18 protein-coding genes, 1 tRNA gene and 1 pseudogene are annotated in these 21281 nt (G+C 66.5%); 12 read left to right on the top strand and 8 right to left on the bottom strand.

What is annotated here, in order from left to right:
- Window positions 1–13: 13 nt before the first annotated feature.
- From OVA11_RS00100 to OVA11_RS00090, 3 genes are all read left to right on the top strand, one after another.
- Window positions 14–814: an ImuA family protein gene (locus OVA11_RS00100; RefSeq protein WP_268065494.1), complete on the top strand. Its 801-nt coding sequence runs from the start codon at window positions 14–16 to the stop codon at window positions 812–814.
- A 193-nt stretch (window positions 815–1007) separates the two neighbouring features.
- Entirely contained in the window at window positions 1008–2384 is a 1377-nt protein-coding gene (locus tag OVA11_RS00095) for a Y-family DNA polymerase (protein WP_442780899.1), read from the top strand.
- Window positions 2385–2509: 125 nt separating this feature from the next.
- Window positions 2510–5761, top strand: a complete 3252-nt coding sequence (locus OVA11_RS00090) for an error-prone DNA polymerase (RefSeq protein ID WP_268065492.1) — start codon at window positions 2510–2512, stop codon at window positions 5759–5761.
- A 47-nt stretch (window positions 5762–5808) separates the two neighbouring features.
- Here OVA11_RS00090 and OVA11_RS00085 read toward each other — a convergent pair whose 3' ends face one another.
- On the bottom strand, window positions 5809–6852 hold the full coding sequence (locus tag OVA11_RS00085; protein WP_268065491.1) for an NAD(P)-dependent alcohol dehydrogenase: 1044 nt from the start codon (window positions 6850–6852) through the stop codon (window positions 5809–5811).
- 193 nt (window positions 6853–7045) lie between these two features.
- On the opposite strand from OVA11_RS00085, the gene OVA11_RS00080 reads away from it, so the two are divergent.
- Window positions 7046–7951: an AraC family transcriptional regulator gene (locus OVA11_RS00080; RefSeq protein WP_268065490.1), complete on the top strand. Its 906-nt coding sequence runs from the start codon at window positions 7046–7048 to the stop codon at window positions 7949–7951.
- Window positions 7952–7960: 9 nt separating this feature from the next.
- On the opposite strand, the gene OVA11_RS00075 is transcribed toward OVA11_RS00080, so the two are convergent.
- The 3 genes from OVA11_RS00075 to OVA11_RS00065 all read right to left on the bottom strand — a co-directional run bounded on the left by OVA11_RS00075 (window position 7961) and on the right by OVA11_RS00065 (window position 12203).
- Window positions 7961–9844 carry a nucleoside-diphosphate sugar epimerase/dehydratase gene (locus OVA11_RS00075; RefSeq protein WP_268065489.1) on the bottom strand — a complete coding sequence of 628 codons (1884 nt, stop codon included), beginning with the start codon at window positions 9842–9844 and terminating at the stop codon, window positions 7961–7963.
- A gap of 88 nt (window positions 9845–9932) precedes the next feature.
- Window positions 9933–11159, bottom strand: a complete 1227-nt coding sequence (locus OVA11_RS00070) for a molybdopterin molybdotransferase MoeA (RefSeq protein ID WP_268065488.1) — start codon at window positions 11157–11159, stop codon at window positions 9933–9935.
- A gap of 111 nt (window positions 11160–11270) precedes the next feature.
- On the bottom strand, window positions 11271–12203 hold the full coding sequence (locus OVA11_RS00065) for a ferredoxin--NADP reductase (protein WP_268065487.1): 933 nt from the start codon (window positions 12201–12203) through the stop codon (window positions 11271–11273).
- Window positions 12204–12580: 377 nt separating this feature from the next.
- Between OVA11_RS00065 and OVA11_RS00060 the strand changes: the two genes are divergently transcribed.
- Window positions 12581–12997, top strand: coding sequence for a hypothetical protein (locus tag OVA11_RS00060; RefSeq protein WP_010921040.1), 417 nt, complete (start codon window positions 12581–12583; stop codon window positions 12995–12997).
- Between the two features lie 16 nt (window positions 12998–13013).
- Here OVA11_RS00060 and OVA11_RS00055 read toward each other — a convergent pair whose 3' ends face one another.
- Window positions 13014–13193: a hypothetical protein gene (locus OVA11_RS00055; protein WP_268065486.1), complete on the bottom strand. Its 180-nt coding sequence runs from the start codon at window positions 13191–13193 to the stop codon at window positions 13014–13016.
- 234 nt (window positions 13194–13427) lie between these two features.
- Here OVA11_RS00055 and OVA11_RS00050 point away from each other — a divergent pair.
- The 3 genes from OVA11_RS00050 to nusG all read left to right on the top strand — a co-directional run bounded on the left by OVA11_RS00050 (window position 13428) and on the right by nusG (window position 14487).
- Window positions 13428–13503 (top strand) — tRNA-Trp (locus tag OVA11_RS00050).
- 98 nt (window positions 13504–13601) lie between these two features.
- Window positions 13602–13919, top strand: coding sequence for a preprotein translocase subunit SecE (gene secE / locus OVA11_RS00045; RefSeq protein ID WP_012640697.1), 318 nt, complete (start codon window positions 13602–13604; stop codon window positions 13917–13919).
- A 10-nt stretch (window positions 13920–13929) separates the two neighbouring features.
- On the top strand, window positions 13930–14487 hold the full coding sequence (gene nusG, locus OVA11_RS00040) for a transcription termination/antitermination protein NusG (protein ID WP_010921038.1): 558 nt from the start codon (window positions 13930–13932) through the stop codon (window positions 14485–14487).
- A 78-nt stretch (window positions 14488–14565) separates the two neighbouring features.
- Here the strand turns inward: nusG and OVA11_RS00035 are convergent.
- The 3 genes and pseudogenes from OVA11_RS00035 to OVA11_RS00025 form a co-directional block, all read right to left on the bottom strand.
- Window positions 14566–15644, bottom strand: a pseudogene (locus OVA11_RS00035) (alpha/beta fold hydrolase).
- Window positions 15645–15692: 48 nt separating this feature from the next.
- The gene (locus OVA11_RS00030; RefSeq protein ID WP_268065485.1) at window positions 15693–16472 is read right to left on the bottom strand and encodes a hypothetical protein; all 780 of its coding nucleotides are present in this window, start codon (window positions 16470–16472) and stop codon (window positions 15693–15695) included.
- Window positions 16473–16606: 134 nt separating this feature from the next.
- Window positions 16607–16873, bottom strand: a complete 267-nt coding sequence (locus tag OVA11_RS00025; protein WP_268065484.1) for a hypothetical protein — start codon at window positions 16871–16873, stop codon at window positions 16607–16609.
- A gap of 23 nt (window positions 16874–16896) precedes the next feature.
- Between OVA11_RS00025 and rpsL the strand changes: the two genes are divergently transcribed.
- The 4 genes from rpsL to tuf all read left to right on the top strand — a co-directional run bounded on the left by rpsL (window position 16897) and on the right by tuf (window position 21258).
- Window positions 16897–17268 carry a 30S ribosomal protein S12 gene (rpsL, locus tag OVA11_RS00020; RefSeq protein WP_004624021.1) on the top strand — a complete coding sequence of 124 codons (372 nt, stop codon included), beginning with the start codon at window positions 16897–16899 and terminating at the stop codon, window positions 17266–17268.
- Window positions 17269–17281: 13 nt separating this feature from the next.
- Complete coding sequence (rpsG, locus tag OVA11_RS00015; protein ID WP_004624018.1) at window positions 17282–17755, top strand: 30S ribosomal protein S7; 474 nt, start codon at window positions 17282–17284, stop codon at window positions 17753–17755.
- Window positions 17756–17869: 114 nt separating this feature from the next.
- On the top strand, window positions 17870–19948 hold the full coding sequence (gene fusA, locus OVA11_RS00010; protein ID WP_268065483.1) for an elongation factor G: 2079 nt from the start codon (window positions 17870–17872) through the stop codon (window positions 19946–19948).
- Between the two features lie 119 nt (window positions 19949–20067).
- Window positions 20068–21258, top strand: a complete 1191-nt coding sequence (tuf, locus tag OVA11_RS00005; RefSeq protein ID WP_268065482.1) for an elongation factor Tu — start codon at window positions 20068–20070, stop codon at window positions 21256–21258.
- Window positions 21259–21281: the final 23 nt, after the last annotated feature.

Raw genomic sequence — 21281 nt, 5'->3', positions numbered from 1 at the left:
ACAAAGGTAGAACATGGAGTTGGGAATGGCCGGATCGCGCGAGGCGCGTCTTGCGGCCCTGAGAGGCCGGATCGCCGCGATGGAAGCGGGGACTCGGACTCCGACTCCGGTGCTGTCGTTCGGAGAGCCGGTGATCGACGGGTGCTTTCCGGGCGGTGGTCTGCCGCTGGCCAGCTGGCATGAGGTGACCGGTGCGGGGCTGGAGGGCGAAACCGGCGCCGCGCCCGCCGCCTTTGTCGCCCAGATGGTCCGTAGGCTGACGGAATGCAAGGGCGGGGCGGTGGTCTGGGTGGCGCGACGGGCCGATCTCTTCGCGCCAGGCCTGCTTGGCTTGGGGTTTCCGGCGGGGCGGCTGATCCAGGTTCGGGCCCGCGATGAGGCTGAAACCCTGTCGCTGCTGGAGGACGCACTGTCGACCCAAGGCGTCGCCGCCGCCGTGGCCGAGGCCGAGGCGCCGGATCTGACCGCCGGGCGCCGCCTGCAACTGGCCTGCGAGAAGCGCGGCGGTTTTGGCGTGGTGCTGCACCGCCGCCCCTACGGGGGACAAGCAGGGGGCAAGCCAAGGCTCGTCTCCGGTTCGGCGTCGTTCAGTCGCTGGCGGATCGCGCCGGCTCCCAGCGGCCCGCCGCCGGACGATATCGGGCTGGGTCCGCCGCGATGGCGGGTCGAACTCGAGCGCTGCCGGGGCGGGCGTCCCGGCGGCTGGATCTTGCAAGCTCAGGAGGCCGGCCATGGCCCGCATCCTTTCCGTCTGGTGTCCCAACTGGCCGATCACGACGTGGCGGCGACGGAGGCCGTGCGGCGCGTCGGGTAAACCATCCTCCCCCCAAGGGGGAGGAGGCCGCAGGCCGGAGGGGGAAGAGGCAGGATCAGCGGGACTTCCCCCTCCGTCGCCTACGGCGACACCTCCCCCGCTGGGGGGAGGGTCTTTTGAAGCTCCCTTCGCCCTCCTTGTCTCCGAACGCGGAACCCGACGCCTCGCCGCCATCGATGATCAGGCGCGCTCTCTGGGTCTCTACCCCGGTCAGAAGGCCGCCGACGCCCTGGCGCTGGTCCCGAACCTCGTCACGGCCGACCATGATCCGGCGGCGGACCATGCGGCGCTGGAGGCGCTGTGCGACTGGTGCGTCCGCTTCTCGCCGGCGGTGGCGATCGACGGTGACGATGGCCTGTTCCTGGACATCACTGGGACCGACCACCTGTGGGGCGGCGAAGCGGCCATGCTGGTCGATCTGGTGTCGCGGCTGGCGCGGTGGGGCGTCCCCGCGCGGGCGGCGATCGCCGACACGGCCGGCGCGGCCTGGGCCCTGGCGCGGTTCGGGCCCGACCTCGCCATCGCGCCGCCGGGGGAGCAGAGGGCCTCGATCGCGACCCTTCCCGTCGCAGCCTTGCGCCTGGGCGAAGCCGCCGAAGCCCAGCTGCCCCGCCTGGGCCTGCACCGTGTGGGACAGGTTCTGGCCCTGCCCCGGGCGCAATTGGCCAAGCGGTTCGGACTGGCGGCGGTCCTGCACCTGGACCAGGCCTTGGGCGCGGCCAGCGAGGCCCTGACCTTCCGCCGTCCCGCCTCGCCGTGGTTTGACCGACTGGCTTTCTTCGAGCCGATCAGCGCGCCTGAGGACCTGGCCCGGGTGGCGGCCGACGCCCTGGCTCTGATCTGCGCCCGGCTGGAGGCCGAGGGGCGCGGCGCCAAGCGTTTCGAGGTGGTCTTCCACCGCCTGGACGGGCGCGCTTTTCCGGTGCGCGTGGGATTGGCGCGGATCGGCCGTGACGCCCAGCGACTGGCCAGGCTGGTCAAGCCCAAGCTGGACGTGGTCGATCCGGGCTTCGGGATCGAGGTGGTGACGGTCCACGCCTCAGCGGTGGAGCCGATGGCGGCGGCTCAGGCGCGTCTCGACGCGGACGCTGCGGCCAGCGCCGACGAGACGCTGGCGCCGTTGATCGATCGCCTGGTCAACCGGTTGGGCGAGAACCGAGTTTGGCGCGCTGACCCGTTCGAGAGCCATGTGCCCGAGCGTTCGGTCGTACGCGTGGGGCCTCTGGATCCGCCGCCGGCGGCGCGGTGGGACCCTGACCGGCCAAGGCCGGTGCGGCTGTTCAAGCGGCCAGAGGTGATCGTCGCGATCGCCGCCGAGTTGCCCGACTATCCGCCGCGCCTGTTCACCTGGCGGGGGCGTTCCCATCGCGTCCGGCGGGCCGAGGGACCCGAGCGGATCGGCCAGGAATGGTGGCGGGCCGGGGTGGAGAAGGGACAAACCGGTCCGGGCAAGGTGCGTGACTATTATCGGGTGGAGGACGACGCCGGCGGCCGCTTCTGGATCTTCCGTCAGGGCCTCTATGGCGGCGAGGACGCGCCGAAATGGTGGATCCATGGCCTGTTCGGTTAGGGGGCTCAAATCCTCCCCCCATGGGGGAGGCGGCGCGAAGCGTCGGAGGGGGGAGGGGCAAGGCCTAAAGGCTTCCCCCTCCGTCGGCTACGCCGACACCTCCCCCGCAAGGGGGAGGATCTAACATGCGCCTTCCCGCCTATGCCGAACTGCAGGCGACCACCAACTTCTCGTTCCTGCGTGGCGCATCGCACGCCGAGGAACTGGCGCTCACAGCTGAGGCGCTGGGGCTGACGGCGATCGGCATTGTCGACCGCAACAGCCTGGCGGGCGTGGTACGGGCCTGGACGGCGGCCAAGCGACGATCGATCCGTATACTGACCGGTTGCCGTCTGGACTTCATGGACGGTACGCCAAGTCTGCTCTGCTATCCTACCGATCGTGAGGCGTTCGGCCGCCTGACCCGGCTACTCACCGTGGGGCAATTACGGGCCGAAAAGGGCGAGTGCTACCTGACCTGGGCGGATTTTCTGGATCATGCTGAGGGGCAGTTGGGGCTGATCGTTCCGCCCAGGGTCCTGGATGACAGGTTCGAACGGGACCTGAACCGCATGGCCGGCGACCTGCGGGGACGGTCTTGGCTGGCGGCCAGTCGAGCCTATGCCGCACGCGATCTTCAGCGCCTGGCGCGGCTGGAGAGCCTCGGTCGCACCTCCGGCGCGCCGATGGTCGCCACCAATGACGTGCTCTATCACGGTCCGGAACGGCGTCCGCTGCAGGACGTGATCAGCTGCGTGCGCGAGCATTGCTCGATCCAGGAGGCGGGCTTTCGACTGGAGGCCAACGCCGAGCGCCACATCAAGTCTCCTGAGGAGATGGCGCGCCTGTTCGACCGCTGGCCCCGCGCGGTCGAGCGGACGCTCGAGATCGTCGAGCGCATCGGCTTCGACCTGAAGGACATCCGCGAGCAGTACCCGGACGAACCGGTGCCGCCCGGCAAGACGGCGATGCAGCACCTGACCGACCTGACCTGGAAGGGCGCAGCCTGGCGCTATCCGAACGGGGTCAGCGCCAAGGTCACCGCCCAGATCCAGGAGGAGCTGCGGCTGATCGAGAAGATGGACTATCCCAACTACTTTATCACCGTGCACGACATCGTGCGCGAGGCTCGGCGCATGGACATCCTGTGCCAGGGGCGGGGCTCGGCGGCCAATTCCTCGGTCTGTTTCTGCCTGGGCGTGACGGCGATCGACCCCACCGAGCACCGCCTGCTGTTCACCCGCTTCATTTCTGAGAACCGGGGCGAGCCGCCCGACATCGACGTCGACTTCGAGCATGACCGACGCGAGGAGGTGATGCAGTACGTGTTCCGCCGCTATGGTCGCGACTACGCCGCCATCTGCGGGACTGTGATCCACTATCGGCCGCGCAGCGCCATCCGGGATGTCGGCAAGGCGCTCGGCCTGACCGAGGACGTCACCAGCCTGCTGGCCGGCACGGTCTGGGGCAGCTGGGGCGACGGCCTGCCTGAGGAGCATCTGCGCAAGGCGGGGCTGGACCCCGAAGCGCCCGAGATCGCCCGCGCGGTCGGGCTTGCGAACGACCTCATCGGTTTTCCGCGTCACCTCTCGCAGCATGTCGGCGGCTTTGTCCTGACCAAGCGCCGCTTGGACGAGACCGTACCGATCGGCAAGGCGGCGATGAAGGACCGGACCTTCATCGAATGGGACAAGGACGACATCGACAGCCTGGGCCTGATGAAGGTCGATATCCTGGCGCTGGGCATGCTGCACGCCATCCAGCGGGCCATGACGATGCTGCGCGAAGATCATGGCCTGGACTGGCTGAAGGACCTGGCCGACATCCCCAAGGAGGTTCCGGGCGTCTACGACATGCTCTGTGCGGCCGATAGCGTGGGCGTGTTCCAGGTCGAGAGCCGCGCCCAGATGTCGATGCTGCCGAGGCTGCGTCCGCGCGAGTTCTACGATCTGGTCATCCAGGTGGCGATCGTGCGTCCCGGGCCGATCCAAGGCGACATGGTCCATCCCTACCTGAAGAGACGGAACGGCGAGGAGCCGGTCGAGTGGCCCAAGCCCTCGCCCGAGCATGGACCGCCCGACGAACTGCAGGAGATTCTGGGCAAGACCTTTGGCGTGCCACTCTTCCAGGAGCAGGCCATGAGCCTGGCCATCGAGGCGGCCAAGGTCACGCCCGACGAGGCCGATGGTCTGCGCAAGGCCATGGCCACGTTCCGCAATCTGGGCTCGCCAGACGCCTATCGTCACAAGTTCATCGAAGGGATGGTCGGGCGCGGCTATGAGCGCGCCTTCGCCGAGCGCTGCTTCAAGCAGATCGAGGGCTTCAGCCACTATGGCTTTCCCGAGAGCCACGCGGCCAGCTTCGCCAAGCTGGTCTATGTCTCGGCCTGGATCAAATGGGCTTGGCCCGACGTGTTCTGCGCGGCGCTCATCAACGCCCAGCCTATGGGCTTCTACCAGCCGGCCCAGCTGGTGCGGGACGCGCGGGAGCATGGGGTCGAGGTGCTGCCCCCGGATATTCTGGCCAGCGACTGGGACTGCACCCTGGCGCCGGTCAGCACGGGCTTCCGCGCGCCTCCCGTTCGTCACGACAAGGTCGCCTGCCAGGAGACGCGGCCGCGCTGGAAGGCGGTGCGGCTGGGCTTTCGCCAGATCAAGGGTCTGCGGGAGACGCTCGACATCCCGCCGCTGTTGAAGGCCAGGGCCGAGGGCGCGCGCACGCCGGCGGAGTTCGCCCAGGGCGGTGTGCCGCAGAAGGCGCTGGAACTGCTGGCCGAAGCCGACGCCTTCGCCTCGGTGGGGCTCAGCCGTCGCGAGGCCCTATGGGCGGTCAAAGGCTTGAAGGGCGAGCACAAGGCCCCGATCCAGGCGCCGCTGCTGGCGGGCCTGCCGCTGTTCGAAGAGCGGGTGGCTTTGCCGGCCATGGCCGCGACCCAGGAGGTGGCCGAGGACTATCGCACCACCAGCCTCTCCTTGAAGGCCCATCCGATCGGCTTCTATCGATCTAGGCTGGCCGCCTGGGGCGTGGTTCCGGCCGAGCGACTGCTGTCATTGAAGGACGGCGCCAGGGTGTCGGTGGCGGGCCTTGTGTTGATCCGCCAGCGGCCCGGCACGGCCAAGGGCGTGGTGTTCGTCACCCTTGAGGACGAGACGGGCGTGGCCAATGCGGTGGTCTGGAAAGACCGGTTCGACGCGGCCCGCAACGTGGTGATGACCGCCTCGTTCCTGATCGTCCACGGGCGGGTGCAGCGGGCCGATAACGTGATCCACGTGGTGGCCGAACGCTTCACCGACCTGTCGGCGGAACTCTCCAGCCTGCGCGACGAGCCGGGCGCGCCCGCGCCGCGCATACGCCAGAAGGTGTCGGGCCGCCTTCTACGCAGTCGCGATTTTCACTGAGGCAAGCGGGGGAAACGCCTGTGCGGCGCTTCCCCCTTTCGAGCCTGCTAGAGCGTGGCCATGTCGATCACGAAGCGATAGCGCACGTCGCTCTTCTGCATGCGCTGGTAGGCCGCGTTGATCTGGTCGATCGAGATCACCTCGATGTCGGCGACGATGTTCTTCTCGCCGCAGAAGTCGAGCATCTCCTGCGTCTCCTTGATCGAGCCGATCATCGAGCCCGCCAGGGTGCGACGGCCGGGGATCAGGGCGAAGGCGTTGAGCTGGGCCGGTTCTTCCGGCGCGCCGACCAGCACCATGGTTCCGTCGACCTTCAGCAGCGCTAGGTACGCGCCCCAGTCCAGCGGCGCCGAGACGGTGCAGATGATCAGGTCGAAGGTGTCGGCCAGGGTCTCGAAGGTCTTGGGATCATTGGTGGCGTAGTAGTGGTCCGCGCCCAGGCGCAGGCCGTCGTCCTTCTTGGACAGCGTCTGGCTGAGAACCGTGACTTCCGCGCCCATGGCGTGGGCCAGCTTGACGCCCATGTGGCCCAGGCCGCCCATGCCCAGGATCGCCACCTTCTTGCCGGGACCGGCGTTCCAGTGGCGAAGTGGGGAGTAAAGCGTGATGCCGGCGCACAGCAGCGGCGCGGCGGCGTCCAGCGGCAGGTGCTCGGGGATCGACAGGACGTAGTCGTCCTTGACCACGATGTGGTCGGAATAGCCGCCATAGGTCGGCGTCTCCCAACCGGGCTCGAAGCCGCTGTAGGTCAGCACCAGGCCCGGCTGGTACTGCTCGCGGTCGAGGTCGCGCGTGGCCTTGCAGGTCACGCAGCTGTCGACGAAGCAGCCGACACCGACATGGTCGCCTTCCTTGAAGCGGGTGACGTTCGCGCCGACGGCGGTGACGACGCCGGCGATCTCGTGGCCAGGTACGATCGGATAGACGCTCTGACCCCAGCCGTTGTCGACCATGTGAATATCGGAGTGGCAGACCCCGCAGTACTTGATGGCGATGACGACGTCGTCGGGATTGGGGTCGCGACGGTCGAACGTGAAGGGCCCAAGCGGCGCGCCCGCGGCGGGCGCCGCGTAGCCTTTGGCGATGGCCATTGGAGGAGTCCTAAATTTTGGGAGCGCGATCGGGGAGGGATCACTGGCCGCGATATGCCACGCAGACCGCCGACGGCGTTAGGCTGATCCTGCAAGTCTCTTGCACGATCCTGCAAAGTCGGCGCGGCCTTGGTTTCCTCTCGCTCGGTTCCCACCTAGGACGATCGTATCCGAAGCCAGGAAAATGAAGGCCTTGAGACCTGCCACCCCTTCCGACGTCTATGACCAGATCGCTGCGCTAGTCGCCCGGTACGCCAGGGAGGAGACGCCCCAGTCGATCATCGAAGGGGTGTTTCTGACGCGTCGCTGCGCGCCGACCCAGCCGCTCCACGCCGACCAGCGCCCGTCGTTCTGGCTGGTGGCCCAAGGGCGCAAATGTCTGACCGTGGGCGGGGAAGCGCTGGAATATGGCGTGGGCGATTGCCTCCTGGTGGCGCTGGATCTGCCGGTGATCTCTAGGGTGGTTGAGGCCAGCGAAGCCCATCCGCATCTCTGCGTCGGCATGGAGATCAACATCCCGCGTCTGGTTGACCTGATCGGTCGCCTTCCCGACGGCGCGACATCTGCCACGGGCGGGATCAGCGGCGCGGCGGTCACGGCGGCGTCGCCCGACTTGCTGGACGCCACCTTGCGGATGTTGCGACTTCTAGAGCGCCCTGACGACATCGCCGCGATGGCGCCCTTGATCGAGCAGGAGGTTCTTTATCGCCTGCTGACGGGCCCTCACGGCGCTCGACTGATCAACATCGCGATGGTCGAGGGGGCGGGGCAGAAGGTTGCGCGGGCCGCCGCGTGGTTACGCAGCCATTTCGCTCAGCCGCTTCGCATTGGGGTGTTGGCCGAGGCGGTGGGCATGAGCGAGTCGTCACTGCACCACCACTTCAAGGCCGTCACCAACATGACGCCGATGCAGTACCAGAAACAGCTACGACTGCATGAGGCGCGCCGCCTCATGCTGGCCGAGGGTTTAGATGTCGGCGCGGCGGGCTTCGCGGTCGGCTATCAAAGTCCGTCCCAGTTCAGCCGGGAGTATCGTCGCTTCTACGGAGTCCCGCCCTCACGGGACCTGGAGTCGCTGCTGGCGCCGGTCGCGGCATGAGGCAAGGGCTCAGGACGCCCGGATCTTGACCACCTTGGACGGACCGACTTGGCGCAGGTCCTCCACCAGTTCGAAGAGCCGCGCGCGGACGCCGGCCTCGTCGCCGACCTCGGCCAGGGCGTCCAGTTCGGCGAGGCGCTCGTCGGCGATGACGGGAGCGGGCGCCAGACGAACCGCTTCCATGATGCCGGGCGCCTTCAGGCGCGCCACCTCGTTCACGTCGACGAGCGTCTCCGTCAGTTTCTCGCCGGGGCGCAGGCCCGTGATCTGGATGTCGATATCGCGCCCGGGCGTCAGGCCCTGCAGCTCGATCATCCGCCGGGCCAGGTCGATGATCTTCACCGGCTCGCCCATCTCCAGGGTCAGCACACCAGCCTCGGGTTCGGAGGCGATCATCGACAGGGCCACGGCCCGGAGCACAAGCTGCACCGCCTCCGGAATGGTCATGAAATAGCGCTCGACCTCGGCATGGGTCAGGGTGATCGGCCCGCCCCGGGCGATCTGGCTCTTGAAGATCGGGACGACCGAGCCGGCCGAGCCCAGCACATTGCCAAAGCGCACGATGCTGACCCGCATGTCGCCGCCGCCGCCATACTGGCGGGCGACAGCCTCGGCCACCCGCTTGGCGGCTCCCATGACGCTGGTCGGCGCGACGGCCTTGTCCGTCGAGATCAAGGCGAGATGCGCCGCGCCACAGGCCTTGGCGGCGATGGCCACGTTGCGGGTGCCCAGCACATTGGTGCGGACGCCCTCGCAGGGGTGGTTCTCCACCAGCGTGACATGCTTCAGCGCCGCGGCGTGGAAGATGATGTCCGGCTTCATCTCCGTGAAGACGCGCTGGACGCGGGCGGCGTCGCGGACGTCGCAGAGCGCCTCACGACGCGAGAGGAGAGGGTGCCGTTCGGCGATCTCGCGCTCGATGTGGAACAGGTTGTATTCGGAGGCGTCGACCATGGTCAGATGGGCGCATCCGCTGGCGGCGATCTGGCGGCAGAGCTCGGAACCGATGCTGCCCCCCGCGCCTGTCACCAGCACCCGTCGGCCGGACACCAGCGCGCGAACCGGCTCTGGATCCAGTCGGACAGGCGGTCGGCTCAAGAGTTCCTCGATGCTGATCTCGCGCAGCTGGGGGGTGTTCGCCGCCGCGCCCATCTCGACCACGCCGTGGCGGCGCAGCAGGCGCACGCCTTCCGTCTTCAGGCGGCCCAGACGCTCGGCCCCGAAGGTGCTCATCGCGCTGTCGGTGAGGAACAGGATCGCGGCCGGCGAGAGGCCGCTGTCGCGCAGACGGGCCAGCACGCTGTCGAAATCGGCGATCGAGCCCAGAACGCAGACGCCACGCAGTTCATCGCCGGTCTCGCGGTCGAGCGGCGAGACCACGCCGATCGGGGCGTAACGTTCGCCAAGGCCGGCCGGCGCGCGCAGGAAGGCCTCGGCCTCGGAAGCCGAGCCGATGATCAGCAGACGCGGCAGCGCCGGATGCATCGAGGCGGGGCCAAGGCGCAGCACCGAATCGAGCAGCATTCGCTCATGCAGGCTCCGCCGGATCACCCGCAGCGCCGACAGCAGCGCCGCCTGGATCAGGGCCGCGCCGGCCACGGTGCGCAGGCCACCGTCGATGCCTGGATGGGTCAGGCGGGTAATGACCAGGAACGCCGCCGCCGTCAGGACGGCCGAGCGGAGGAGGCGCAGGTGGTCGGTGGCCGAGACGAAGCGCCACGGGGCCCGCTCCACCCGGAAAGCCAGCTCCACGATGAACGCTGCGAGGCCGTACAGGGTCGCCTGAAGCAGCGTGTCCCGCGTGAACGGCATGTCGATGACGAGATAGCGACCGGCCAGCAGGGCCACGAAGGCCAGCAGAACGTGGGTCGCGATCTTTCCTGCATGCCCCATGAAACGAACCTCTGAAGCGGTGAAGGTCGGGTCACGCCCGGCGAACTCAGATCCGGGCTTAGCACGTCAATTCTATGCCGTCGCGGTTTCAGCCGCGCCGGAGCGGCAGAACATCGACAACCGCGCCCGCCGCCGCAGGGGGCGCGCCGGGCCGTCGCCGTAGCAGAGCATCGGCGCGCGCGAACACGCTGACCAGAGAGGAATCCTGATCGGGGAAGGGGCTCGCGACGACTCGCCCGTCCGGATCCGTCGACAGCGCCGCGCGCATCCAATGCTCCCGCGGTCCGCCCGCCGGAAGCGGGGCGGCCAAGCCCGCGGGAATGAGGCGGATATCCGGCGCCGCGCCCGTGAGCGCCGCCAGCAGAGGCCGCAGGAAGAGTTCCGCGCACACCAGCGCCGAGGCCGGGTTTCCTGGCAGACCCACCACGCGGCGACCGTCCGGCAACCGCCCGCTCCAGGTCGGCTTGCCGGGGCGTACGGCGACCGTCTCGACCGAAAGCGCAAGGCCCAGCGTTCGGAGCGCGGGTTTGACCAGGTCGTGGTCGCCGACCGAGGCGCCGCCGATCGTGACGATGACGTCGACGGGCGCGGGCGCAACGGTGCAGGCGATCGCCTGGGCGTCGTCGCCCTGCGAGGAAAGTCGGATCGCCTCACCGCCCCAGGCCTCGATCAGCGCCACGAGGCTGTAGGAGCCGCTCTCGAAAATCTGGTCGGGCCGGGGCGATGCGCCGGGCGGCGCGAGTTCGTCGCCGGTGGCCAAGATCGCGACGCGCGGACGTCGCGCGACCGACACCTCGGCGCGTCCCGCCGCGGCGATGAGGGAAAGGCGCCAGGGGTCGATGACAACGCCTTCCGGGAGAAGCGTGTCGCCATCCTTGAAATCGCCGCCGGCCGCCCGGACGTTGCCGCGAGGATCAGGGCCGGCGTCGAAGCGGACCTGGTCGCCCTCGCGGGTCGCTTCTTCCTGGATGATGACGAGATCGGCTTCCGCCGGCACAGGCGCGCCGGTGAAAATTCGCACCGCTTCTCCGGAGGCGATGGGGTGAGTGTAGGCGGCGCCGGCCGCGCTTTCGCCGACGATCCGGAAGGTCGCCCCAGGGGCGTAGTCAGAACGTCGGATCGCCCAGCCGTCCATGGCCGAAGCTGCGAAAGGCGGTTGCGCGCGGCCAGCCACCACGGGCTCGGCGAGCGTTCGGCCAAGGCTCTCCGCCAAGGGCGCGGTTTCAACGCCGAGGCGTGACGCGCCATCGAGCATGCGGCGGCGGGCTTCCTCGACGGTCAGGTTTCTCAAGTTTGCAGAGGGCGAGTCGGCCATTCGAAAACCCTAGCCGATCTCGCTGTAATGGTGAGGCCCCAGATCGGGCGAGCGCCGAGAGTATCTCTCGATCCGCCCGAACCCGCTTGGCCCCATCCTGCGGAGGCGACTCTAGCCGACGAAAGCCCGCTCGATCACGAAGTCGCCCGGTTCGGCGTTGGAGCCTTCCTTGAGCCCCTGGGCTTCGAGCAGGGCGGCGGTGTCCTTGATCATCGCCATCGAGCCGCACAGCATGGCGCGGTCGTTCTCGGGATCGAACCTGTCGCCTTCGATCCCGAGGTCCTGGAACAGCTTGCCGCTGGTGATCAGGTCGGTGAAGCGGCCCTGGCGCTCGAACGCTTCACGCGTCACGGTCGGATAATAGGTCAGCTGGGCGCGCGCCTCGTCGCCCACCAGCGGATCGTCGAAGATCTCCTGCGTGAAGAGATCGCGATAGGCCAGCTCCTTAACCTCGCGCACGCCGTGCGCGACGATCACGCGCTCGAAGCGGCTATAGGCGTCCGGATCGCGCGCCACCGACAGCCAGGGGGCCAGACCCGTGCCGGTGCCGAACAGGAACAGACGCTTGCCGGGGCGAACCGCGTCCAGCACCAGGGTGCCCGTCGGCTTCTTGCCCAGAAGGATCTCATCGCCCTCCTGGATCAGTTGCAGGCGCGACGTCAGCGGGCCGTCCGGAACCTTGATCGAGAAGAACTCCAGCTCTTCGGCGAACGAGGGCGAGCCGATCGAATAGGCGCGCAGGATCGGCTTTTTCTCGCCGAGCTCTTCGCGCGGCGGCAGGCCGATCATCACGAACTCGCCCGACCGGAAGCGGAAGCTGGCCGGTCGCGTGATGGCGAAGCTGAACAGGCGGTCGGTCCAGTGTTTCACCCACAGCACCTTCTCGACGAAGTACGGGGCTTCCTTCACGGGAGCGGCGGCGGACGCGGTGGCCGTCATCTGAACTCTTCGTATCTCTGACGCGCAGGGCGCGAAAAAAGGCGGTCGCCCCCTGAAGGCGCGGAATGAAGCCGCCCTGGGGCCCTTTGGTGGTGCTTGTCTCATGTGTGAAAGCCCGTCGCGATGTCAACGCCGGTTGTCTAATGCCGCCTCGCGAAAAACTCCTGCCAGGCGGGCGCGCGCTCCTGCGGCGCGTAAGAGGCCGTGAAGTATTGCTCAGCGCAGAACCTTAAAAGGAAAAGTCTGCGAACAGTTGTTTGGTCTCGTGGCCAATCTGCTCGCCGTGAAAGATTATTTCATCCGAAACGCTCTGTATGCTGAAATCGTGTCTCTGACATCGCGGGTGATGCTGCGAGTTTTTCGCATTGCGAAAACGAGCGGACTAAGTTTTCGAAAAAGGCAAAATTGTGATTGCCGCACCCTGAAACCAGGCGCAGACTTCAAGTTGCTTCGTTCGCGAAGCCAACGATACGGAGGAACGTATGCGGGTTTGGTTCACAGGGGCCGCCGCGGCGGCCAGTCTGGTAGCGTTTGGTTTGGCCGGTTGTAGTGACAGTGGCGCGAAGTCGAAGGTCGCGCAGGCTCAGCAAGTCATCGTGGAGGCGACGCCCGTTACGGCGTCAGGCTGTGTGCGGCCCGTCGAGAATACCAACTGTCTCGTCGTGAAGGGACGCGGGGGCGGGTATTACGACATCAGTACGGCCAGCCCCGCGCCCGACCTCAGCAAGGGGGTCGCGATCTCCCTGCAGGGCAAGGATATGGGCAAGAACACCCAGTGCGGGCGTCAGTTGACGGACGTACGGTGGTCGTATCTCGGCATCCAGTGCGGAACGTCGGTTCCCGCCAGCAGCGCGACAACGACCAAGGACGACAAGACCAAGGTCGACAAGGCCGGCTAGCCTTGCCGGATTGGTCCTAGCTTTCGCCGGAGCCCGGATCCGTCCGGGTCTTCGGCGAGCAGACGCTGTCTGCCGATCCCGGCGGCTCAGTCGCCGGGCAAGGCGCTTGGCCCGCGCGGGCGGGGCGCGTGGTCTCGTGCTCAACCTCGCGATTCGAGGCGCGGCCTTCGGTGGGCGGGTTTGATAAGCTCGGCATGGACCCACAACGCCCGGCGTGCGTCTTTGATCCCGCCCAGCCGTTCAAACAGGGCTGCGCAGCAAGGTTCCGGGCCTCAAAAGCGGCAATCCTCCGCGCCCCGCTTGCCGGGCGAGTGCGACCCTGCTAAATGGCGCGGCTCTGGCGACAGAGACAGGCGCGCCGAGGCTTGAAAGCTTCCGGCGCGCTGTCTGTCTCCGGATGTCCGTCAGCCCGAAAGGGCGGTCGGTCCGCAGGAGTGTAGCTCAGCTGGTAGAGCATCGGTCTCCAAAACCGAGGGCCGGGGGTTCGAGTCCCTCCACTCCTGCCACTATATGTTTCCGACGGGTCGGTGTTTCGACCCGATCGTTTTGGCCACCGGGTCGCTCGCCGATCCGGGTCATCTAGAAAGTCGTGAGCCTCAAGAGCATGGCCAGGAAACCGGGATCCAGCCCGTCCGCGATGAAAAACCGCGCCGCCAAGACGGCTGCGGCGATGGCGCCCGCCGGCGCTGGCGCGACAGCCGCCGCCGCTCCGGCCCCGAAGAAGCGCACCAACCCTCTGCAGTTCTTCCGTGAAGTGCGCGCCGAGGCCCGCAAGATCACCTGGACCACCCGCAAGGAGACCTGGATCACCTCGGTGATGGTCTTCATCATGGTGGTGCTGGCTTCGCTGTTCTTCACCGCCGTGGACGGCGGCATTGGCTTCGCTATCAACCAGCTGCTCAAGCTGGCGACCGCGGGATAAGATAAAGACGATGAGCACCGAGACCGCGTCCAACCCGAACCACAAGTGGTACATCGTCCACGCCTACTCGAACTTCGAGAAGAAGGTGGCCGAGAGCATCCGCGAGCAGGCCAAGAACCAGGGCCTGGAGGAGAACTTCTCCGAGATCCTCGTGCCGACCGAGGATGTCGTCGAGATCCGTCGCGGCCGGAAGGTCAACGCCGAGCGTAAGTTCTTCCCGGGCTACGTCCTGGTGAAGATGAACCTCTCGGACGAGGCCTACCACCTGATCAAGAACACGCCGAAGGTCACGGGCTTCCTGGGCAGCGGCTCCAAGCCGATGCCGGTCTCCGAAAAGGAAGTCCAGCGCATCATCGGCACGATCGAGGAAGGCGTCGCGGCCCCCAAGGCTGTGGTGCTGTACGAAGTCGGCGAGAACGTCCGCGTCACCGACGGCCCGTTCGCCAGCTTCAATGGCTCGGTCGAGTATGTCGACGAGGAAAAGGCCCGCCTGCGCGTCACCGTCTCGATCTTCGGCCGCGCCACCCCGGTGGAGCTGGAATACAATCAGGTCGAAAAGATCGCCTGACGCGCTTCAGGCCTGCTGAAATCGAAAGCCCCACGTCGGTCCGGCGCGGGGCTTTTGTTTTGGCCGTCAGCTCGCGCTCTACTGCGCCAGAAGCTTGGCCAGATCCGCCTTCCAGAACTTCGCCGCCGTATGGGTGCCGTGGCCCCGGGTCTCAGTCGATGCGGGGATCAGCACGAAGCGCGCCTTGGGCATGCGCTTGACCAACGACTCGGCCAGACCCAGCTCCGGCGGGTTGATGAAGTCATCCGCCGAGTTCACCCACAAGACCGGCACGTTGATCTTCTCAAGGCCCCCGGCGAGGGGTCGTAGGTCCGCGAAGCGTCGATGTAGTAGAGCGCGTCATTGGCGTCGATCGCGCCGATCCGGGCGTTGAACGCCTGGTCCAGCGCCTTGTCGGTCGCCTCGCGGGTCGGATACTGCGCCTGCTGAGCCAGCGGGTTGGCGCCGGCCAGGATCAGCAGATCGGTGAGGGTGCGCAGCCCGGCCGTGGGCTGGGTGCTGTAGTTCCCTTCCTTCCAGGCCGGGTCGGCGCGAATGGCGTCCATCGCCATCTTGCGCCACATGCGATTGCGGCCGGCGAGGGGGACGGCGTTGCACGCGAACGGCGCCAGGCGCTCGGCGAAGCCGGGATAGGTCTGCCCCCAGACAAAAGCGTGCATACAGCCCATCGACGTGCCGAGGATCAGCTTCAGGCGCTTCACGCCCAGGCCCTCGACCAGCAGTCTATGCTGCAGGGCGACCATGTCGTCATAGTCATAGCGCGGGAACGCCATGCGCAGGCCGTCGCTCGGCTTGGATGATCCGCCATGCCCGATATTGTCGGGCATGATCACGTAGGTTTTTGCCAGATCCAGCGGCTGACCAGGCCCAAACAGTTCGTCGGCGAACAGCGGCGACAGGAAGTTCTTCCCCGAGCCGCCGGTGCCGTGCAGCAGCATGACGGCGTTGTCGATCTCGCCTTGCGCATTCCGATGCGGGGTTCCAGCGGTCGTGTAGCGCATGCGCGCTTCGGACAGGCGTTCCCCCGACTTGAACGCTACATCCTTGAAGACGAGGTCGCCTTCGGTCGTGGGCCAGGGCGCGGCTCGCGCGGCGTCGGGCGCGGCGATCGATGCGGCGGCGGAGAGGGCCAGGGCGGCGAGGAGGGCGCGGATCATGGCCTGACGGTATCGGCCTCAAGGGATGCGTCAAGAAAAGCGGGCGCGTCAGCGACGGGCGTCTTGCGCCTTCTTCAGCTCCAGATACCTCGTGGCGCGGGACTCCAGATCCTTGGCCCTGCGCATTTCGTCGGCCACGGACTTTCGCTCGCGACCCAGCCCGTCCTGCTGCGCGCCGAGCACGAAGGGAATCTCCTTCATCGTGCCCGGATGATCCTTGCTGCGATGATCCACGCCCGGCCCCATCGGAGCGTCCTGATAGCGGCGATAGGCCTCTTGGGCCGCGGCCTGGGCGTCGAGCGCCCGGCGCTTGCCGGCGTCCATGCCCGACAGCGGATCGCCCTTGGCCTTGGCCGCGCCGAACTGCTCGTCGCAGCGTTCGCGCTCGCGGCGGTTCAGGCCCACCGCGTCGGCGTTGACGCAGCCCGTGACGCTGCCACGCAAGGCGGTGCGCAGGTCGCCGGCGCTGTCGCCCGGCAAGGGGGCGGGGCGAATGGCGACGCCAGGTCGCGCCAAGGCGGACGCCGGAACCTCCAGGCTTGGCGTCCCCGCCGGCGCCGGCCGGACAGGCGTGCGCACTGTGAAGGGCAGGGGGGATGCGGGAATGGCGGTCGTCGTCGAAGACGGGCGCGGCCTTGGCGCCTCGCGCTCGACCCGCCGCTGCAGTTCCAGCGTCATGGTCGGCAGTGCGTCTTCCGCGAAGGTGTCAAGCAGGGGCGGCGGGGGCAGGGCCAGCCACGCCAGCAGGGCGCCGTGCAACAGCAGTGAGCCGGCGATGATCGTCGCTCGGCGTCGCCGCTCGACGCTGCCCTCCATGCTGACGCTCACCTGAACTCCCGGCCCTCTCGACGGGGCGCGCCCCGCCATCCCAAATGGCGTTCCGCGCAACCAAGGCAAGCGGGACCATCCCCCCATCACGCTACACCGCTGGACGTGGCGAAAACGCGGCCTAGATTTGGGCCTTAAGAGGGCGTTAACCGACGCGGGAACAGGCGGTTGACGCTGGCCCACTTCGCGAGTAAATACCGCGCTCTTTTTCGAGGCGGTCGTTCGCGTCCGTCCTGATGAGCTTGCGTTCCTTCCGGGCTTTCGGGTCCGAAGGGATCTTGAACCCGCCGGTGTGCTTCCCGCGCTCCGGCGAGTTTCGTGTTTATCGGGTCTCTTAGCCGAGCCTTGAAAAGCCGAAAAACAAAGACAAGGACCTGAAGCGCCCCGGCCGAAAGGCACACGCTTCCATCAGAGCAGAGACTTAATGCCTACCATTAACCAGCTCATCCGTAAGCCGCGCTCTCCGAAGCCGGTGCGGAACAAGGTGCCCGCCCTGAAGGGCTGCCCGCAGCGTCGCGGCGTTTGCACCCGCGTTTACACCACGACCCCGAAGAAGCCGAACTCGGCTCTGCGTAAGGTCGCCAAGGTCCGTCTGACCACCGGCATCGAAGCCGTGTGCTACATCCCGGGCGAAGGCCACAACCTGCAGGAGCACTCGGTGGTGCTCATCCGCGGCGGCCGCGTCAAGGACTTGCCCGGCGTCCGTTATCACATCCTGCGCGGCGTCCTCGACACCCAAGGTGTCAAGGATCGTAAGCAGCGTCGTTCGCTCTACGGCGCCAAGCGTCCGAAGTAAGGAATAGAAGAAGATGTCCCGCCGCCGTCGCGCCGAGAAACGCCAAGTCCTGCCGGATCCCAAGTTTGGGGATCTGGTTGTCACGAAGTTCATGAACTACGTGATGTACGAGGGCAAAAAAGCCGTCGCCGAAAACATCATCTATGGTGCTTTCGACATCCTGGAAGCCAAGCGCAAGGACCAAGGTCCGCTTGAAACCTTCCACTCCGCTCTGGACAACGTCGCTCCGGCGATCGAAGTCCGGTCGCGTCGCGTTGGCGGCGCCACCTACCAAGTGCCGGTTGAAGTCCGTCCGGACCGTCGCCGCGCCCTGGCCATCCGTTGGCTGGTGACCGCCGCTCGCAAGCGCGGTGAGAACACCATGACCGAAAAGCTGGCCGGCGAGCTGCTCGACGCCTCGAACAACCGCGGCACCGCCGTGAAGAAGCGCGAAGACACCCACAAGATGGCCGAGGCCAACCGGGCGTTCTCGCACTACCGCTGGTAACCTTTCTTACCAGCACTCTTTCAGGCGCGGGCGGTTTGAGATAAACCGCCCGCGCCGCACGTTTAATCCCGGTCGTGTCCGTCCAGGGCCGCCCCGTTTCGCAGAGCGATCGCTATGCCCCGCACGCATAAAATCGAAGACTACCGCAACTTCGGCATCATGGCCCACATCGACGCGGGCAAGACGACGACGACCGAGCGGATCCTTTATTACACCGGTAAGTCGCACAAGATCGGTGAAGTCCACGATGGCGCCGCCACCATGGACTGGATGGAGCAGGAGCAAGAGCGCGGCATCACGATCACGTCGGCCGCGACGACCGCTTTCTGGAACGAAAAGCGCCTGAACATCATCGACACCCCCGGGCACGTCGACTTCACCATCGAAGTCGAGCGCAGCTTGCGCGTTCTCGACGGCGCCGTGACGGTGCTGGACGGTAACGCCGGCGTCGAGCCGCAGACCGAAACCGTCTGGCGCCAGGCCGACAAGTACAAGGTTCCGCGGATCGTGTTCGTCAACAAGATGGACAAGATCGGCGCTGACTTCGACAAGTCGGTCGAGTCGATCCGCGACCGTCTGGGCGCCAAGGCCGTTCCGATCCAATTCCCGATCGGCGCCGAGTCGAACCTGAAGGGTCTCGTCGACCTGGTCCGCATGAAGGCCGTGGTCTGGGACAATGACGGTCTGGGCGCGTCGTACCGCGACGAAGAAATCCCGGCCGACCTGATGGACAAGGCCGTCGAGGCCCGCGCCTACCTGGTCGAAAACGCCGTCGAACTCGACGACGACGCCATGGAAGCCTATCTGGGCGGCGAAGAGCCCTCGATCGAGACGATCAAGAAGTGCATCCGTAAGGCCGTGCTGACCGGCGCCTTCTATCCGATCCTCTGCGGCTCGGCCTTCAAGAACAAGGGCGTCCAGCCCCTGCTCGACGCGGTCGTCGACTACCTGCCGTCGCCGGTCGACATTCCGCCGACCAAGGGCATCGACTTCAAGACCGAAGAAGAGACCACCCGTCTGGCCTCGGACGAAGAGCCGCTGTCGGTTCTGGCGTTCAAGATCATGGACGACCCCTTCGTCGGTTCGCTGACCTTCTGCCGCATCTACTCGGGCAAGATGGAAACCGGCATGTCGCTGCTGAACTCGACGCGCGACAAGCGCGAGCGCGTCGGCCGCATGCTGCTGATGCACTCCAACAACCGCGAAGACATCAAGGAAGCCTATGCCGGCGACATCGTCGCCCTGGCTGGCCTGAAGGAAACCCGCACGGGCGACACCCTGTGCGATCCGCTGAAGTCGCCGGTCATCCTGGAGCGCATGGAGTTCCCGGCCCCGGTTATCGAAATCGCCGTCGAACCCAAGTCGAAGGCTGACCAGGAGAAGCTGGGCGTCGCCCTGCAGAAGCTGGCCGCCGAAGATCCGTCCTTCACCGTCTCGACCGACTTCGAAAGCGGCCAGACGATCCTGAAGGGCATGGGCGAACTGCACCTGGACATCAAGATCGACATCCTGAAGCGGACCTACAAGGTCGAAGCCAACATCGGCGCGCCGCAGGTTGCCTATCGTGAATCGCTGGGCCGCAAGGTCGACATCGACTACACGCACAAGAAGCAGACCGGTGGTACGGGCCAGTTCGCCCGCGTCATGATCACCTTCGAACCGGGCGAGCCGGGTTCGGGCTTCGTGTTCGAAAGCGCGATCGTCGGCGGCGCGGTGCCGAAGGAATACATCCCCGGCGTCCAGAAGGGCCTGGAATCGGTCAAGGACAGCGGCCTGCTGGCCGGCTTCCCGCTGATCGACTTCAAGGCGACCCTGACGGACGGCAAGTACCACGACGTCGACTCGTCGGTCCTGGCCTTCGAAATCGCCTCGCGCGCCGCCTTCAAGGAGCTGCGCGAAAAGGGCGCTCCGAAGCTGCTCGAGCCGATCATGAAGGTCGAGGTCGTGACGCCGGAAGAATATCTGGGCTCGGTCATCGGCGACCTGAACAGCCGCCGTGGCATGATCCAGGGTCAAGACATGCGCGGCAACGCGACTGTCGTGAACGCCTACGTCCCGCTGGCCAACATGTTCGGTTACGTGAACACCCTGCGGGGCATGTCGCAAGGCCGCGCTCAGTTCAGCATGGTCTACGACCACTACGATCCGGTGCCGCAACACGTCGCCGACGAAGTGATCAAGAAGTACGCCTAACCCTTTTCCCTCGGGAGAAGGAGCTGGTGAGAATTGGGAAGGGGCCTCTTTGGTCCCTTCCAGCCCACCCCAGAAGTTCAACCAATTAAAGGCCCCTCTGGGGTCCTGGAGCTAAGAAGATGGCCAAGGAAAAGTTCGAACGTACTAAGCCGCACTGCAACATCGGCACCATTGGTCACGTTGACCATGGCAAGACGACGCTGACCGCCGCGATCACGATGACGCTGGCGAAGTCGGGCGGCGCGACTGCCAAGAAGTACGACGAAATCGACGCGGCGCCGGAAGAGAAGGCCCGCGGCATCACGATCAACACCGCGCACGTGGAATATGAGACGGCCAACCGTCACTACGCCCACGTCGACTGCCCCGGCCACGCCGACTACGTGAAGAACATGATCACGGGCGCGGCGCAGATGGACGGCGCGATCCTGGTGGTTTCGGCCGCTGACGGCCCGATGCCGCAGACCCGCGAGCACATCCTGCTGGCCCGTCAGGTCGGCGTGCCGGCTCTGGTCGTGTTCATGAACAAGGTCGACATGGTCGACGACGAAGAGCTGCTGGAGCTCGTCGAAATGGAAGTGCGCGAGCTGCTGAGCAGCTACCAGTTCCCGGGCGACGACATTCCGATCACCAAGGGTTCGGCTCTGGCCGCCGTTGAAGGCCGCGACGCCAACATCGGCGAAGAGAAGATCCTGGAGCTGATGGCTTCGGTCGACGCCTACATCCCGCAGCCGGAGCGTCCGGTCGACATGCCGTTCCTGATGCCGGTCGAAGACGTGTTCTCGATCTCGGGTCGCGGTACGGTCGTCACCGGTCGCGTCGAGCGCGGCATCGTGAAGGTCGGTGAAGAAGTCGAAATCGTCGGCATCCGTCCGGTCCAGAAGACGACCTGCACGGGCGTTGAAATGTTCCGCAAGCTGCTGGACCAAGGTCAAGCCGGCGACAACGTGGGCGTGCTGCTGCGCGGCACCAAGCGTGAAGACGTCGAGCGCGGCCAAGTGCTGTGCAAGCCGGGTTCGATCACGCCGCACACCAAGTTCGTGGCCGAAGCCTACATCCTGACCAAGGAAGAAGGCGGCCGTCACACCCCGTTCTTCACCAACTACCGTCCGCAGTTCTACTTCCGCACGACGGATGTGACGGGCATCATCAAGCTGCGCGAAGGCGTGGAAATGATCATGCCGGGCGACAACGCCGAGCTGGACGTCGAGCTGATCACCCCGATCGCCATGGAAGAGAAGCTGCGCTTCGCCATCCGTGAAGGCGGCCGCACCGTCGGCGCCGGCGTCGTCGCGAAGATCGTTGAGTAATCTCGAACGGTCTTAGCTTCGGC

The organism is Caulobacter sp. SL161, from assembly GCF_026672375.1.
Lineage (GTDB): Bacteria > Pseudomonadota > Alphaproteobacteria > Caulobacterales > Caulobacteraceae > Caulobacter.
This window is presented reverse-complemented; position numbering and strand designations above follow the sequence as displayed.